Source organism: Arsenicibacter sp. R0_47 (assembly GCF_057652235.1).
The window spans coordinates 44,313-58,886 of the sequence record NZ_JBYFCJ010000028.1 but is presented as its reverse complement, the minus strand read 5'-3'; the positions used below and the strand labels follow the sequence as shown (position 1 = coordinate 58,886).

Below are 14,574 nucleotides of genomic sequence, written 5' to 3'. Positions count from 1 at the left end.
ATTATGAAACTGCATTGGGGTTGGGGAATCGGATTGTTGTATGGCGGATTCGTGGCCATGATCGGCGTATTGGTTAGTCTGAGCATGAACCAGAAAATTGATCTGGTCACCGAAAAATATTACGACGAAGAGATTCAGTACCAACAGAAAATAGACCGGATTAACCGGACAAGGGCGCTGAAAACGCCGGTCCAGTGGCATATAGACGGCAACCGGCTGCTTGTCGACTTTCCGGACGTACCGGGCAAACCAACCGGTACCATCCATTTTTACTGCCCTGCCAACAGCAAAAACGACCGGACCATCACCATCACGGACCAGCATCAGGTGCTGGGGCTGGAAAGTTTGCCGAAAGGCCATTACAAACTCCAGATCGACTGGAAAGCCGGTGATCAGGCGTACTGGAACGAAGGCGTTGTGAACAGGCCTTAACAACCAACCACTATGATTTACCTTGGTTTCACCCTTGGTTTACTGAACAGCCTCCACTGCCTGGGTATGTGCGGGCCCCTCGTCTGGGCCCTCACCGCTCAGGGAGGGCGGTTCAGCGCGCGGACCTGGCCATCGGTAACAGCCTATCACATTGGCCGTATCGGCGTTTACAGTGTGCTGGGCGTTATTGCCGGCAGTCTCGGACATCTGGTTAGCTGGGCAGGCTGGCAAAGTTACCTGGCTATTTTTGCCGGGGTTATGATGCTGCTCGGTGCGGTAGGTCGGCTGCCGCACATTGCGTCCTCACGCCTGAGCAGCTGGCTGCACAAAGGCCACCGGCTTTTTGCAGGCAAGCCGCACCCGATGGCCCGTCTGGCCGTAGGTGCCCTCAACGGGCTGCTGCCCTGCGGACTGGTGTATGGCGCGATGGCGGGAGCCAGTGCAACCGGTACGGCTCAGGAAGGCGCCCTGTTCATGGCCTTATTCGGTGCCGGAACCTTGCCGGCGCTCTTACTCATGCAGGCCATCCGGCCACAGATTGAGCGATTGTTTTCGGCCCGTATCCGGCAGTGGGCTCCTATCGGCCTGCTGCTTGTGTCAATTATCCTGCTGAGCCGGGGCTTTCAGCATATTTCATTCACTCATCCGTTTGGCGTTGCGGATGAAATTCCGGTATGTCACGGTAAATAAAAGCCCGCACGGCATGGCAGTACGGGCTTTATAACGCTCTTATGTATACGCATCAGGAAAAAGTAGCCACTTCTGAGGTGACCGGTATCTGCCGGACGGCCTGTGCGGCACTATTCATTTCCCGCAGTTTAGCATATTTTACAACCGGATACATGGCCGAGAAAAGCGACCACATAAAGCCGGGGTATCCGTTCAGTACGTTCCGCTTCACCACATACTCCCGTACAAACGAAAACGGCATCCGGAACGCGATTTTAGCGATTGACGTCTGCTTACCACGGACCGACAAATCCTGCGCCCCGGCCGTTGTATAGCGGTTAAACTTCTCGAAATACTCATGGATGGAAGCATAGCTGTAGTGCAGGCAATGATGCTTCAGATTAGCAACCTTCCCGTTCAGCAGCACATCTTCGTGCACACGGTTAACGTTGTAGGTACCATACCGCCGGTTAAATAAGCGCAGGTGGCGCATTTTGTATTCGCCGCCATAGCGCATGAGCTGGTTCAGGAAGACCAGTGAGATCGGGACCTTGTATCCGGCAATGTCCGGTTCGGTACCGACACGCGCCAGGATTTCATCGCGCAGCGCAGGGGTTACGACCTCATCACAGTCAACGACAAAGACCCAGTCGTTGTGTGCCTGCCGGACAGCAAATCCCTTTTGCGTACCGAATCCATCAAAATCACGGTGCATAACACGGCAGCCGAATGAGGTTGCAATGGCAATGGTCTGATCCGTACTTCCCGAATCAACCACGACAATTTCATCACACCAGGAAAGGGCACGCAATACCTCTGCCAACACCCGCTCAGAGTTGTAGGTAATCATGACTGCACTGATCGCAGTCGTTTTGTGCATAAACATGCGTTACGGATCTTTTAAACTTGCCAGATAAGATTAGATAGCACAAATATAAGTAGCCAAACAGATACAACCAATTGTTACCATATTTTGTTATTCGCCCACAACACGTTGATTATCAAAGACAAGTACCGAAATTAGAATATTTCTAAGAATAAACTAATCCGCTTCTAAGCAAGTAGCTGAAAGCCTAGAGGTTATAATTTTCCATCATTTACTGTTTACTACGAATCACATTTTTTGCCTTGCGAATGCCTCAGAATGGGTTAACTTTGTTAGCGATTTGAATGCTTCTTTCCGCTGCCCGGTCGGGGCAGCCCGTCACTATAATTAACAGATACATGATACAGAACGCTGTGGTTGAGCCAATCCTCGAAGAGGACAAAAGCCGGTTTGTGCTTTTTCCGATTAAGCATGATGACATCTGGCAGATGTACAAGCAGCACGAGGCTTCTTTCTGGACCGCTGAAGAAATCGACCTGTCACAGGATTTGAAAGACTGGGACACGATGACTGATGGCGAGCGGCATTTTATCTCCCACGTCTTAGCTTTCTTTGCCGCATCGGATGGTATTGTCAATGAGAACCTTGCGGTTAATTTCCTCTCAGAGGTGCAGTATGCCGAAGCCAAATGCTTCTACGGTTTCCAGGTAATGATGGAAAATATCCACTCGGAAACCTATTCGTTGCTGATTGACACCTACATCAAGGATCCCGTCGAAAAAGACCGGATGCTGAACGCCATTGACACCATTCCTTGTGTGCAGAAAAAAGCCGAGTGGGCACTGCGCTGGATTGACAACGGTTCATTCGTGGAGCGTCTGATCGCTTTTGCGGCCGTTGAAGGTATTTTCTTCTCGGGTTCTTTCTGCTCGATTTTCTGGCTGAAAAAACGGGGGCTGATGCCGGGTCTGGCGTTCTCAAACGAGCTGATCTCCCGCGATGAAGGATTGCACCGTGATTTTGCGTGTATGCTCTACACCGACCACATCCGCAACAAACTGCCGGAATCGTCGATCTACGACCTCATTAAGGATGCTGTTGCCATCGAGCAGGAGTTCGTCAGTGATGCCCTGCCGGTATCACTGATCGGGATGAATGCCGACCTGATGAAGCAGTACATTGAGTTTGTCGCTGATCACCTGCTGGTATCGCTGGGCCTGAAAAAGCTGTACAACGTCACGAATCCGTTCGACTTTATGGATATGATCTCACTACAGGGTAAAACCAACTTCTTCGAGAAGCGCGTGGGTGAATACCAGAAAGCCGGTGTTATGGCCGGTACCAAAGAACGGGATGCCGCTAAATTCTCGGTTGACGAAGATTTTTAACGAATGCGTACGCATTAATGAGTTTCAATTTGTCTAATCACGTTAAACTTAGATTAGGAGAACGTGGAATCACTGAAAATCTCATTTACGACATTCTTAATAACCCGCAACAAATCGTTGATGATCTTTCTAACGGTCCGGGAAATGGACAAAAAGTTTATCAGTCGATCATTGAATTTAGCGATAAAAGTACTTACTTAGTTCGTGTGTTCGTTAACACAGATATAGAACCGAATGTGGTTAAAACTGTTTATAGGACATCGGATATAAGTCGGTATTGGTATTATGAAGGTGACGTATGACAAAGAGGTGGACATCTTATATATTAAATTAAGTGATTCACCAATACAAGAGAGCAGTGAAGATAAACCGGGAATTATCTTAGATTATAATGCTGAAGGCATGGTAGTCGGGGTAGAAATACTCAATGCCTCACATAATATCAAGAATCCCAATATGGTTGAACTAGAAGTCGCTTAAACGATTTCACACATATTTAAAGCCGGAGCCTGACCGCTCCGGCTTTTTTGTGCCCCCTGAAAGCCGGGCCACACACAGTGTCGGGATTAATCCTATCTTGATGTTTATTTTAGACCCGTTACCCTTCATCCTTTCCTATGTCTGAGTTTAAACCCTTTATTCCGGCCGACCAGTCGCCGGCGGAATTTACCCTGAAAGCCATTCTGACCGGAGCTCTTTTCGGCGTTTTGTTCGGGGCGGCTACCGTTTACCTGTCGCTGAAAGCCGGGCTATCGGTTTCGGCTTCCATTCCGATTGCCGTACTCGCCATCTCCCTGGGCCGGCGCTATCTGGGCACTACCATTCTCGAAAACAACATTATCCAGACCACTGGCTCGGCGGGTGAGAGTATAGCGTCCGGTGTGGTATTTACCCTGCCGGGCTTTCTGTTTCTGAGCCAGACCGAGGCGGGGCAAAGCATCGGGGCTGATTTCTTTAATTACTGGACCATTCTGACGCTCGCCATCCTGGGCGGTCTGCTGGGCACGCTGATGATGATTCCGCTCCGTAAATCGCTGATCGTCGACGAACACGGCAAACTCCCCTATCCCGAAGGTACCGCCTGTGGTTCAGTGCTGATTGCCGGGGAGCGCGGCGGCGATTTTGCCAAAACGGCCTACCAGGGCTTAGGTGTGGCTCTGCTTTATGCGTTTCTGCAAAAGGTACTGCACGTCATTGCCGAAGTGCCGGTCTGGGCAACCAAACAGGCGAACCGTTATTTCCCGTCGGCACAGGTGTCGGGTGAGATTACGCCGGAGTACCTGGGCGTGGGGTATATCATTGGTTTCCGCATCTCGGCAGTACTGGTCGGTGGCGGAATTCTGGCCTGGCTGGGGTTAATTCCACTGCTGGCTACGCTGGTGCCGGGCGACATCATTGCGGCCCAGCTCGTAAAACTCGGCTACCTGACCAGTCTGACCACGGCCGGTGGTCCGGGCAGCTGGAACCCCGAAACGCATGCTTTTGGTGATACGGCCGCCGCTATTTACCGCGCCTACATCCGGCAGATCGGCGCCGGCGCCGTTACGGCCGGTGGCTTTATGACCCTCCTGAAAACCATTCCGACCATTGTGGCATCGTTTAAGCAAAGCCTGGGTGGCAACCGTTCACTGGGCGCCGGGGAGACGTCAGCCAAACGGACGGAGCAGGATTTATCGTTTAAAATTGTGGCTGCCGGTAGCCTGGCACTGGTACTGCTGATGGTGGTTATGCCGCAAATTCCGGGCGATACCATCCTGACCAAGCTCCTGCTCGGCATTCTGGTGATCGTGTTCGGGTTCTTCTTCGTCACCGTCGCCAGCCGGATTGTGGGCCTGATCGGCTCGTCGTCGTCGCCGGTATCGGGGATGACCATTGCGACCATCATGGGCACGGCCCTGATTTTTATCGCGTTCGGTCTGACCGGCAAAGCGTTTGAGCCGGCGGTGCTGGTAGTAGGTGGTATGATCTGTATTGCCGCCGCTACGTCGGGCGCCACGTCGCAGGATTTGAAAACCGGCTATCTGGTGGGTGCTACGCCGAAATACCAACAGATGGCCTTGTTTATAGGCGTCATTGTTTCGTCGCTGGTGATCGGGGCCACGGTGAAAATTCTGGATACGCCGACGCCCGATCTGGTGGCGCAGGGCATCACCCACGCCATCGGCAGCGACAAGTTTCCGGCGCCGCAGGGCACGCTGATGGCGACCCTCATCAAAGGATTGCTGTCGTTTAACCTCGACTGGCAGTTTGTACTGGTGGGTGCATTTTTTGCTTTTGTCTTTGAGCTGTGCGGCGTGAGTGCGCTGGCGTTTGCCGTGGGCCTCTACCTGCCGTTATCGACAACATTGCCGATTTTTGCCGGTGGTCTGGTAAAAGCCATTGTCGAACGGAAGGATAAAAACAACCCGCAGGCCGAAGAAGACGCTGATCTGAGCCGTGGTAACCTGTTCTCGACAGGATTGGTGGCCGGTGGTGCCCTGGCGGGTGTAGCCGTGGCCTTACTTTCGGTTAACGATAACGTGTTTAATGCCCTGGCCAGCATTTCGCTGGAACACGGACTTACCGGTATGTTGGGCGCAGAAGGCTATATGCTGCTGGGTGCGCTATCGTTTGCCGGGCTCGCCGCCATGGTCTGGCGCATCGCGACGAAGTAGTGTTTTCAGGATCTTTCCCAAAGCAAACTCCCCGAAAGTTTAAAACTTTCGGGGAGTTAATACAAGTATCTATCCAAACAATTCCGACGACAGGTAACGGTCACCGCGGTCGCAGATGATGCAGACGATGACGCCGGATTCCAGCTCCTGCGCTAACTGCAACGCCGCCCACGTTGCGCCGCCACTGCTCATGCCGGCGAACACGCCTTCCTCCTTCGCCAGCTGACGGGTTGTCAGCGTAGCATCTTCCTGAGAGACCTCGATAACACGGTCAACACGCTGCGGCTCAAAGATTTTCGGTAAATATTCCTGCGGCCATTTCCGGATGCCCGGGATCGACGAACCATCCGTTGGCTGACATCCGACAATCTGAATGTCCGGATTTTGTTCTTTCAGGAAGCGGGATGTCCCCATGATCGTACCGGTTGTCCCCATGGATGAGACAAAATGCGTCACTTGTCCGGCCGTGTCGCGCCAGATTTCCGGGCCAGTTGTCCGGTAGTGAGCCAGGTAGTTATCGGGGTTGGCAAACTGATTCAGCATCAGGAAACCACCTTTCTGCACCTGCTCTTCGGCATAGTCCCGCGCGCTCTCGATGGTTTCGGTCAGGGTTACGGTTGCGCCGAAGGCTTCCATTGTCAGAACCCGCTCGCGGGTTGAATTTTTAGGCATTGCCAGCTCAATATCAACCCCGAACAGACGCGCGATCATGGCCAGCGCAATGCCGGTATTACCACTCGTTGCCTCAATCAGCTTCATGCCCGGCTTCAGGTCACCACGGTCCAGCGCACCACGGATCATGCTGTAAGCCGCACGATCCTTGACACTCCCGCCGGGGTTATTCCCTTCGAGTTTCGCCAGGATTTTAACGTTCGGATTGATACCCGCTGAAGCCGCCATGCGGTTGAGTTCGACGAGGGGCGTATTACCTACAAGGTCTAAGAGTGTAGCCATAATCAAAAAGGGGTTTGATAACGTCAACCGCCGGTCGGGTTTCTCACGTTCAAAATTAATGAAACTTCCGAAAATGACGACAGTCGGGCAGGAAACTTCCTGGATGTTTTGACCTTCCTGGATGTTACCTGCCCGACTGTTGCTTCCTTCTATAGTACTAATTTTACTTCTTCAGCTTCGCCAGTTCCTCTTCGCGCAGCGGCCGGCGCAGGATTTTACCCACGTTCGACTTCGGCAATTCGGTCCGGAATTCGATCTGTTTCGGTACTTTATAAGCCGTCAGGTTTTCGCGGCAGTAAGACTTGATCTTGTCTTCGGTCAGGCTCTCGTCTTTCTTCACCACAAACACCTTCACTACCTCATTCGACCGCGCATCCGGCACACCGATGCAGGCAACTTCCAGCACGCCCGGGCATTTCGCAACTACATCTTCAATTTCGTTTGGATACACGTTGAAGCCGGATACCAGAATCATATCCTTTTTACGGTCAACGATCCGGAAATAGCCATCGGCATCTACCACGCCGATATCGCCGGTTTTAAACCAGTCGCCTTCCATCACCTTCGCCGTTTCGTCGGGGCGGTTGTAATATCCTTTGAATACCTGCGGACCACGGGCCCAGATTTCGCCGGGTTCGCCCAGAGCGGCTTCGGTACCGTCGTCTTTCATCAGCTTCAGCTGTGTACTTGGCCACGGGATACCGATTGTCCCGATCCGCGCATTACCATCGACCGGGTTTGACGACAGAACCGGCGATGTTTCCGAGAGTCCGTACCCTTCCGCCGGTTTGCAGCCCGTCAGCGCCTCCCAGCGTTCGGCTACTGCCGTTTGCAGCGCCATACCACCGGCAGAGGTGATTTTCAGGTGGCTGAAATCAACTTCCTTGATCCGCGGATGGTTCAGCAGCCCGTTATACAGCGTATTCACGCCTGTCATGGTCGTGATTTCGTATTTCTTGAGGTCGTCGATAAACGCATTCAGGTCGCGCGGATTGGTAATCAGCAGGTTCATCGCCCCCGACTTCAACGCCGCTAATGCATTTACTGTCAATGCATAGACGTGATATAACGGTAACGCGGCAACCAATACTTCACACTTACCTTCCACCGTTGCCGGTTTCATCCAGGCATCCTGCGCCTCTACGTTGGCAATAATATTCCGGTGAGTGAGCATGGCGCCTTTCGACACACCGGTTGTTCCACCCGTATACTGGATAAACGCCATGTCCTGCCCGCTGACCGATACCGGTTTCATCGGATGGCTGCTGCCTTTGGAAAGTGCGTCGTTAAACGAAACAGCCCCCGGCAGCGTAAACGCAGGCACCATCTTTTTCACGTATTTCACCACCGCATTGACAATCAGCTTTTTCGGGAAGCCGAGCATATCGCCGATCTGGGTCACAATCACGTGTTTAATATCTGTCTGAGCCAGAATTTTCTCCAGATTGCTGCCGAAGTTAGCCAGGATCACGATGGCGGTTGCCCCCGAGTCCTTGAACTGGTGCTGCATCTCGCGGGGTGTATAGAGCGGGTTGGTATTCACCACAACCAGCCCGGCCCGCAAGGCACCAAACATGGCAACCGGATATTGCAGCAGGTTGGGCATCTGAATGGCCAGGCGGTCGCCCTTTTTCAGACCAAGGTCATGCTGCAAAAACGACGCAAAATTTTTCGATAACGTATCCAGCTCACCGAACGTAATTTTTTTGCCCATGCAGGCATATGCAGGCTGATCGCGGAAACGCTGGCAGCCTTCTTCGATCAGGCCAATCAGCGATGGATAAGCATCGGGATTGATTTCATAGGGAACCCCCTCTGGGTAAAAGCGTAGCCAGGGGTAGGTCTTTGCCGAAGTTTGTGACTCCATGTCTGTGGGCTTTTGTATGTTATAAAGCAAAAATAAAACGAAATCGTGACAGGTATAGTTTTATTTCCTAAAATATCCGGACCGTTCATACGAATAATCCGGCCTATGACTAAAAGTCGTTACGTGGCTAAATTTCTCTAACTTTTACACCATCCGTCTGTTTATCAGGCAATGAAGATGCAACGGATTTTTGGTTTATTAACCTGCTTTACACTACTCTTACTGGCCATTGGTTGTAAAAAAGTAAAACCGCAGCCGCCTAAGGCTGAAGGTTTTGACCCGGCCATCCCCGATCAGATCTCGTATCTGGCCGGGCCGATATCGTTTCGCCTGTCTGAACTGGAGAAAAAAATAAATGAATCACTGGATCCCGTCCTGATCAGTCAGGAATCAAAGAAAGGGAAAAAAGGTGGTTTGCTGCCCTTACGCGTTGAACGCATGGGGTCAGTAAAGATCAACTACGTGGGCGAACGGGTAAGTTTTTCGGCCCCGATTCAGGTATGGCTGATTAACCCGCTGAAGTCTGAAGAAAAACAGACCGATAAGGCCTTTTGCCAGTTACATGTCAATTTCAACAGCACCCTGGCCGTAACGCCTAACTGGCGGCTGCTGACCAAGGCCAAATTTGCGGATTACAAATGGATCAAAAAACCAGGCATTAAGTTGTTCGGCAAAGAGATCGAACTGACCAAATTTGCCGACGATTTGCTCAAAAGCCAGCAGACCCGCATCGAAAGCGCCATCGACTCGGCCGTGTATCAGGAACTGCGGCTCGATAAAATGGTAAAACCCATCTGGAAAGACCTGCAAAAGCCGCTGCGCCTGAGCAAGGAATACGGGTTGTGGCTGTTACCAAAACCGATCAGCGTGGCGGCGGCAACCATCAGAGGCGACAGCCAGTCTATCACCATTCCGCTCCGGATTGCCTTGCGCACGAAAACAGCCCTCGGCGAACGCCCCGAAGTAGTCCCGGATTCGATATTACCCAACCTGCAAAAGCGCCCTGACGTACCGGAGCGCTCGGATTTACACGTCATGAGTTTTGTCCGCTACGAATCCATTAACCAGCTGCTGGACAAAACCTTACATAAAAAGAAATTTTCACTGGCCAGCGGTATGCTGACAATCCGGAAGGCGTCGGTATATGGCGGGCAGCGGGCCATTATTGTAAAGGCCGATGTGGGCGGGCTGGTGCGGGGCACGCTGTATTTTCGTGGCCGACCGGTCTATGATACGCTGACGAACACCCTTCGGATTGAAAAGCTCGGGTTTGACGCTAATACCGAGCAGGTACTGGTAAACAACGCGGCCAGGCTGCTGGAAGACCACCTGCTCGACTCGCTCCAGCATGTCCTGACGTTCCCGCTCCACGATCAGATCGAGGCCTTGCCGCGCAAGATTGGCCGGGCCTTTGAACAATCGAACGCCGGCCGCAAAACCGACCTGACGATTCCCTATTTCCGGTTTGCCCCCCAGCGCGTCGCTGTCCGCCCCGACGGCATCCAGACGCTGATCAACGTACAGTCACGGGTAGAGGTGCGGGTACAGGAGTTGTGAGGACCAAAAACAAAAAGGCTAATCAGTTGATTTTGAGCTTTTTTGCTCGCAAACTGATTAGCCTTAATTAGCTAGTTGTGCTCCCGAAGGGATTCGAACCCCTATCGATGGTACCGGAAACCATAATTCTATCCATTGAACTACGGGAGCAGTTTCCCTATTTGGGAGTGCAAATATACAAAAAAAATATATTTACAACAATTTCATCGTCTCATAATCGCCGACATGCTGCAGGTACAGGAAGTTTAACAGCAGCCCGTTTACGTTGTTGATCAGCTTGTGTGAGGCCGGCAGGGTCTCGACTGCCGTCGTGATCCGCTCAAACTCAGACTGATTGCCCATGTCGCGGTGATGGTACGCCATAATCTCCGCCCGCGTCAGCTCCTTCTCAATAAAGTAAAAGTGCATGCCCTCGTCGCTGGTGCCGGTGCTCGGGAACCATAGCCGCGGGTTCAGGCGCGTAAGCTCGGCGGCGGTGGCGGTCAGACCGATTTCTTCGCCCAGCTCGCGGGCCGCTACATCGGCCGCATCGTCGTCGGCATCCACCATGCCGGCCGGATGCTCATACGAGTGCGAACCGTCGCAGATACGCCGCTGCCGCACCAACACCACAAACTTTTCCCGCGTCTCCCTGTCGATCAGCGCAACCAGTACCGATACCGCATGGCCTTTCAGAAATAAGGCCGGCGGGATTTTATCACCCTCGGGGGTGTCGGCGTCGATTTCGAGCATCGCAAACAGGACTTCGCCGTTGTAGCGGCGGCGGATGTAAAAATTATCGACCTTGTTGATTGTCAGGCCGTTTGATTCGGCATTCTGCTTCCAGAAACGGAACTTTGGTGCGTCTTCCAGTTTTTCCATAAAAGTAGCGCGGAGGGTTGCTCCGCGCTGTAAGAACGTAAATAGATCGGGATACCCGTCGTTTATTTTTGCGTTAACCCCGTCGCGCCGTTGCCGACATACCGTTCGAAAAATTCATAAATCCGCAGAATCCGGTCGATCCGCTGGCGTACGTTGCCCGTGCGGCTCAGCTCGTGCGTGGCACCCGGCATCCGGACATATTCTACCGGACGACCCAGAATCTTCAGGCTCTTGTACAGCATCTCGCTTTGCGACACACCCGTCCGCAGGTCATTTTCGCCGTGTTTGATCAGCAGCGGTGTTTTGATTTTATCCACGAAGCTATAGGGCGAATTGGCATCCAGAATGGCCTGAGCACCGGCTACCCACGGATACGCGAAGTAGTTCGGCACCAGCCGCCAGGCATTGGCTTCGCCCATAAACGTCGTCAGTTCATAAACGCCCCGCTGCGCAAAGGCGGCCTTAAACCGGTTGTCGTGTCCGACAATCCAGGCCGTCAGGTAGCCCGCATACGAACCGCCGGTAATTACCTGGCGGCTGGTATCCACCCAGTTTTCCTTTGCGGCATCGGTCGCGGCAGCCAGCACATCTTCGGCCGGGCCGGTGCCCCAATCCTTAATGTTGGCACGCTGAAACGCAATACCGTAGCCGCCCGAGCCACGCGGGTTGGCATAGACAACGCCATAACCCTGCGCACAGAAGTACTGCAGCTCGTGCCACATCGATGCCTCGCCCGGACCCCACATGGCCGTCGGACCGCCGTGCATCTGCAACAGCAGCGGGTATTTCTGATCTCCTGCCGCCTGCCCCCCTGCCAGTGCCGCCGGTTTCATGATCCAGTACTCAACCGATTGCCCCAGCGAGTTTTTATAAATCCGCTTTTCGGGTTTGCTCAGCAGCTTGCCATCCACCCAATCATTGTGGGCAGTCAGTTTCTGCGCATTTTTAGCAACGGCATCGGCCACAAATAATTCGGATGGGTTAGCCACTTCCGTTTTGGCAAATACTACCTTTTCGCCTGACGCGTCGAAGCCGGTCACCCCGCTTTCAACATCGGTCAACTGGCTGATTTGCTTCGTTGCCGGATCAAGGCGATACAGCGGCACCCCGCCGTTCGACGGAGCCGTGAAGTACAGCATCAGCGTCGTAGCTTTTTTGCCCTTCCCGCTGGTTGTCGTTGCGCTGACCCATTTCAGGCCACCGGCCGCGCGGTCGAAGGTTATCTGTTCTTTGCCGGCCACCGACAGTCCGTTCAGCGTAGCCACACCCAGCTGACCGAAATTCACGCCTTCCGACGGACTGGTCAGAAACGCCAGCAAACGGCCGTCTGGCGAGAGTTCGGGCGCGGAATAGCTGCGTCCTTTTTCGTCGAGCAACACCGTCCGGCGACCCGACCCGTCGATGGGCAGGGCAATGATGGCATTCGCATTCTCACGGTCCGGATGCTGGAGCGTATCACGGTCGGTTACCGCCAGAATGTTTTTGCCGTCGGGCAGCCAGGCCGCGCCCTGAAAGGAATAAAAGCCGTGGGTCAGTGCTTTAGCCAGTGCCCCTTCGCGCACGTCGGTCACGTACAGGTGCGTAAACGACATGTCCGGCTCGGTCGTAAACTCACCCTGAAAGTTCAGGCGGTTAATCACCTTAGCCTTTTTATCGTCCACGTCCTTGTTCAGGTACGCACGGATTTCGGCCAGGGAACCATCGGGATTTGGCTTTGTTTTTTTGTCGGGTTTAATGTAGTCGTTGCTGGCAAAGCCCGGCTTTTCGAGTGACCAGGCCGGTGTCCGTTTACCGGGGTTCAGTACCGAGTCGGCCAGCATCTGGGCGAAGGTTACGCCCGTTGAAAAAACAATCTTCGACCCGTCGGGCGACCACCGCGGACTTGAGGCTCCGTACGGGCTATTGGTCAGCTGCCAGGCTTCGCCGCCATCCAGCGGCATCACAAAAATCTGCGACTTACCGCGTACCGTACGCGCAAACGCTACCGACTTGCCATCGGGCGACCATACGGCACCACGGATACTTTCGGCACCACGGGTCAGTGCCCGGGTGGTGCCTGGTTTAAAATCCGTGACGTAAAGATGGGTTTTGTATTCGTATTCTTCCCGTTGTTCGGGGTTTGGCTCAATGGTCGTCAGCGTATAGATAGCCTGCTGACCATTCGGAGCTACCTGAATACCACCGACTTGTTTAATACGGGTTAAGTCCGTCGCCACGATTTTCTGTTTGGTTTGCGCATAGGCAACCTCAACCGTTAAGGCAACGATCACGAAGGTTTGTTTCAGCATGTTGATTGGGTCTTGAAGGACGAAAATACAAAACAATCTCCTTTTATAGTGACAGGTCGAAACAAGCAATGCATCCGGCCTAATTATCTTGACAGGATTTCAGGATTAACAGGATTTAATAGCCTGTCCTGTACAGCCTATAATCCTGTTAATCCTATAATCATGTCAATCCTGTCAAAAATTTAAGCGCTGAGCAGTGGCAGGTAGCGTTCCTGAATGACGTGGCCGTGGTGGATCGGGTGACCAACCAGTATAAAGCCGATGGCCAGCACCGAAACACGTTTGTTAAAGCAGATGCCCGTCCGCAGCAGCATTTCCTCGTCAAAGCTTTTGAAGAGCGCAATCGTCGCCTGACGAACAACGGCAAATTCATCGAGCAGGTCTTCCAGGCTACGAGTGGCAGCATGCGCCGACGTACTGAACAAATCCTCGTCGAAGCCCGGCAGCGTCGTCTGGTCGTTACGGGCAAACCGGAGCGCGCGGTAGCTCATGATGCGTTCCGTGTCAATCATGTGCTGTACAATGTCCTTCATCGTCCATTTACCGGGCGCGTAGATAGAGTCGCCCAGCGCGGTCAGCGTTTCGGCGGGGACAATTGTTTCGAAGCGGTCAAAGGCAGACAGTGCGTCCAGGAGTTCGATATCGGCTACGCGGTTGATATAGCGGTCGAAGAACTCGGGCATGAAGGGAATTTCGGAGCGTTTCATCGGGATTGGTTTACCGGTTAAGGCCCGAAGCTATAAAAAAAGGACAAGTCTTTCGACTTGTCCTTCCGGAAAACGGCCGGTATGCGGCCATTTTATATGGTATTAGCTGACAACCGCTTCGGCAAGTACCAGCACTTTGTTGCGCAGTACTTCAACCACACCACCATCAACGGTAAATGTCTGTTGGCCAGAGGCTGTCTGAATCGTAACCGGTCCGCGGGCCAATGTACTCACCATGGGAGCGTGGTCGTTCAGTACCTGAAACTGTCCTTCGCTACCCGGAAACGTAACGGCCGTTGCCTCTCCCGAGAATACTTTCCGGTCAGGCGTTATGATTTCGAGCGTCATATCGTATGAATGAATAATGGATA

14 protein-coding genes and 1 tRNA gene are annotated in these 14,574 nt (G+C 53.0%); 7 read left to right on the top strand and 8 right to left on the bottom strand.

Features of this window, described 5'->3' with window-relative positions:
• Window positions 1-3 precede the first annotated feature (3 nt).
• Entirely contained in the window at window positions 4-432 is a 429-nt protein-coding gene (locus AC23NW_RS29175; RefSeq protein ID WP_487454018.1) for a FixH family protein, read from the top strand.
• A 12-nt stretch (window positions 433-444) separates the two neighbouring features.
• Window positions 445-1,122 carry a sulfite exporter TauE/SafE family protein gene (locus AC23NW_RS29170; protein ID WP_293842024.1) on the top strand — a complete coding sequence of 226 codons (678 nt, stop codon included), beginning with the start codon at window positions 445-447 and terminating at the stop codon, window positions 1,120-1,122.
• A 52-nt stretch (window positions 1,123-1,174) separates the two neighbouring features.
• On the opposite strand, the gene AC23NW_RS29165 is transcribed toward AC23NW_RS29170, so the two are convergent.
• Complete coding sequence (locus AC23NW_RS29165) at window positions 1,175-1,981, bottom strand: glycosyltransferase family 2 protein (protein WP_487454016.1); 807 nt, start codon at window positions 1,979-1,981, stop codon at window positions 1,175-1,177.
• A gap of 344 nt (window positions 1,982-2,325) precedes the next feature.
• Between AC23NW_RS29165 and AC23NW_RS29160 the strand changes: the two genes are divergently transcribed.
• The 4 genes from AC23NW_RS29160 (at window position 2,326) to AC23NW_RS29145 (ending at window position 5,969) form a co-directional block, all read left to right on the top strand.
• Window positions 2,326-3,315 (top strand): ribonucleoside-diphosphate reductase small subunit, encoded by a 990-nt coding sequence (locus tag AC23NW_RS29160; protein WP_293842028.1) that lies wholly within the window; start codon window positions 2,326-2,328, stop codon window positions 3,313-3,315.
• Between the two features lie 17 nt (window positions 3,316-3,332).
• Complete coding sequence (locus tag AC23NW_RS29155; RefSeq protein WP_487454014.1) at window positions 3,333-3,617, top strand: DUF4258 domain-containing protein; 285 nt, start codon at window positions 3,333-3,335, stop codon at window positions 3,615-3,617.
• Complete coding sequence (locus tag AC23NW_RS29150; protein WP_487454012.1) at window positions 3,601-3,795, top strand: DUF2283 domain-containing protein; 195 nt, start codon at window positions 3,601-3,603, stop codon at window positions 3,793-3,795. The genes AC23NW_RS29155 and AC23NW_RS29150 overlap by 17 nt, the downstream gene beginning before the upstream one ends.
• 137 nt (window positions 3,796-3,932) lie before the next feature.
• Window positions 3,933-5,969, top strand: a complete 2,037-nt coding sequence (locus AC23NW_RS29145) for an OPT family oligopeptide transporter (protein WP_487454010.1) — start codon at window positions 3,933-3,935, stop codon at window positions 5,967-5,969.
• 69 nt (window positions 5,970-6,038) lie between these two features.
• Here the strand turns inward: AC23NW_RS29145 and cysM are convergent, their stop codons facing one another.
• Both cysM and AC23NW_RS29135 read right to left on the bottom strand, forming a co-directional pair.
• The gene (gene cysM / locus AC23NW_RS29140; RefSeq protein WP_487454009.1) at window positions 6,039-6,923 is read right to left on the bottom strand and encodes a cysteine synthase CysM; all 885 of its coding nucleotides are present in this window, start codon (window positions 6,921-6,923) and stop codon (window positions 6,039-6,041) included.
• Window positions 6,924-7,086: 163 nt separating this feature from the next.
• A complete protein-coding gene (locus AC23NW_RS29135) occupies window positions 7,087-8,790 on the bottom strand; it encodes an AMP-binding protein (protein WP_487454008.1) in 1,704 nt (567 codons plus the stop codon).
• A gap of 177 nt (window positions 8,791-8,967) precedes the next feature.
• Here AC23NW_RS29135 and AC23NW_RS29130 point away from each other — a divergent pair, with 177 nt between their 5' ends.
• Window positions 8,968-10,347, top strand: a complete 1,380-nt coding sequence (locus tag AC23NW_RS29130; RefSeq protein WP_487454006.1) for a DUF4403 family protein — start codon at window positions 8,968-8,970, stop codon at window positions 10,345-10,347.
• 78 nt (window positions 10,348-10,425) lie between these two features.
• On the opposite strand, the gene AC23NW_RS29125 is transcribed toward AC23NW_RS29130, so the two are convergent.
• The 5 genes from AC23NW_RS29125 to atpC all read right to left on the bottom strand — a co-directional run bounded on the left by AC23NW_RS29125 (window position 10,426) and on the right by atpC (window position 14,551).
• Window positions 10,426-10,497: transfer RNA gene (locus AC23NW_RS29125), tRNA-Arg, on the bottom strand.
• 42 nt (window positions 10,498-10,539) lie between these two features.
• Entirely contained in the window at window positions 10,540-11,208 is a 669-nt protein-coding gene (locus AC23NW_RS29120; protein WP_487454004.1) for an NUDIX domain-containing protein, read from the bottom strand.
• Window positions 11,209-11,270: 62 nt separating this feature from the next.
• The gene (locus tag AC23NW_RS29115; RefSeq protein ID WP_487454002.1) at window positions 11,271-13,496 is read right to left on the bottom strand and encodes a S9 family peptidase; all 2,226 of its coding nucleotides are present in this window, start codon (window positions 13,494-13,496) and stop codon (window positions 11,271-11,273) included.
• Window positions 13,497-13,678: 182 nt separating this feature from the next.
• On the bottom strand, window positions 13,679-14,203 hold the full coding sequence (locus tag AC23NW_RS29110) for a DinB family protein (protein ID WP_487454000.1): 525 nt from the start codon (window positions 14,201-14,203) through the stop codon (window positions 13,679-13,681).
• A gap of 102 nt (window positions 14,204-14,305) precedes the next feature.
• The gene (gene atpC, locus AC23NW_RS29105) at window positions 14,306-14,551 is read right to left on the bottom strand and encodes an ATP synthase F1 subunit epsilon (RefSeq protein WP_293843100.1); all 246 of its coding nucleotides are present in this window, start codon (window positions 14,549-14,551) and stop codon (window positions 14,306-14,308) included.
• Window positions 14,552-14,574 lie beyond the last annotated feature (23 nt).

What these genes read in the sequence shown, in the direction of transcription:
- AC23NW_RS29175 (WP_487454018.1), top strand. Translation starts at nt 4, where the DNA reads ATGAAACTGCATTGGGGTTGGGGAATCGGATTGTTGTATGGCGGATTC.
- AC23NW_RS29170 (WP_293842024.1), top strand. Translation starts at nt 445, where the DNA reads ATGATTTACCTTGGTTTCACCCTTGGTTTACTGAACAGCCTCCACTGC.
- AC23NW_RS29165 (WP_487454016.1), bottom strand. Translation starts at nt 1,981, where the DNA reads ATGCACAAAACGACTGCGATCAGTGCAGTCATGATTACCTACAACTCT.
- AC23NW_RS29160 (WP_293842028.1), top strand. Translation starts at nt 2,326, where the DNA reads ATGATACAGAACGCTGTGGTTGAGCCAATCCTCGAAGAGGACAAAAGC.
- AC23NW_RS29155 (WP_487454014.1), top strand. Translation starts at nt 3,333, where the DNA reads ATGAGTTTCAATTTGTCTAATCACGTTAAACTTAGATTAGGAGAACGT.
- AC23NW_RS29150 (WP_487454012.1), top strand. Translation starts at nt 3,601, where the DNA reads ATGAAGGTGACGTATGACAAAGAGGTGGACATCTTATATATTAAATTA.
- AC23NW_RS29145 (WP_487454010.1), top strand. Translation starts at nt 3,933, where the DNA reads ATGTCTGAGTTTAAACCCTTTATTCCGGCCGACCAGTCGCCGGCGGAA.
- cysM (WP_487454009.1), bottom strand. Translation starts at nt 6,923, where the DNA reads ATGGCTACACTCTTAGACCTTGTAGGTAATACGCCCCTCGTCGAACTC.
- AC23NW_RS29135 (WP_487454008.1), bottom strand. Translation starts at nt 8,790, where the DNA reads ATGGAGTCACAAACTTCGGCAAAGACCTACCCCTGGCTACGCTTTTAC.
- AC23NW_RS29130 (WP_487454006.1), top strand. Translation starts at nt 8,968, where the DNA reads ATGCAACGGATTTTTGGTTTATTAACCTGCTTTACACTACTCTTACTG.
- AC23NW_RS29120 (WP_487454004.1), bottom strand. Translation starts at nt 11,208, where the DNA reads ATGGAAAAACTGGAAGACGCACCAAAGTTCCGTTTCTGGAAGCAGAAT.
- AC23NW_RS29115 (WP_487454002.1), bottom strand. Translation starts at nt 13,496, where the DNA reads ATGCTGAAACAAACCTTCGTGATCGTTGCCTTAACGGTTGAGGTTGCC.
- AC23NW_RS29110 (WP_487454000.1), bottom strand. Translation starts at nt 14,203, where the DNA reads ATGAAACGCTCCGAAATTCCCTTCATGCCCGAGTTCTTCGACCGCTAT.
- atpC (WP_293843100.1), bottom strand. Translation starts at nt 14,551, where the DNA reads ATGACGCTCGAAATCATAACGCCTGACCGGAAAGTATTCTCGGGAGAG.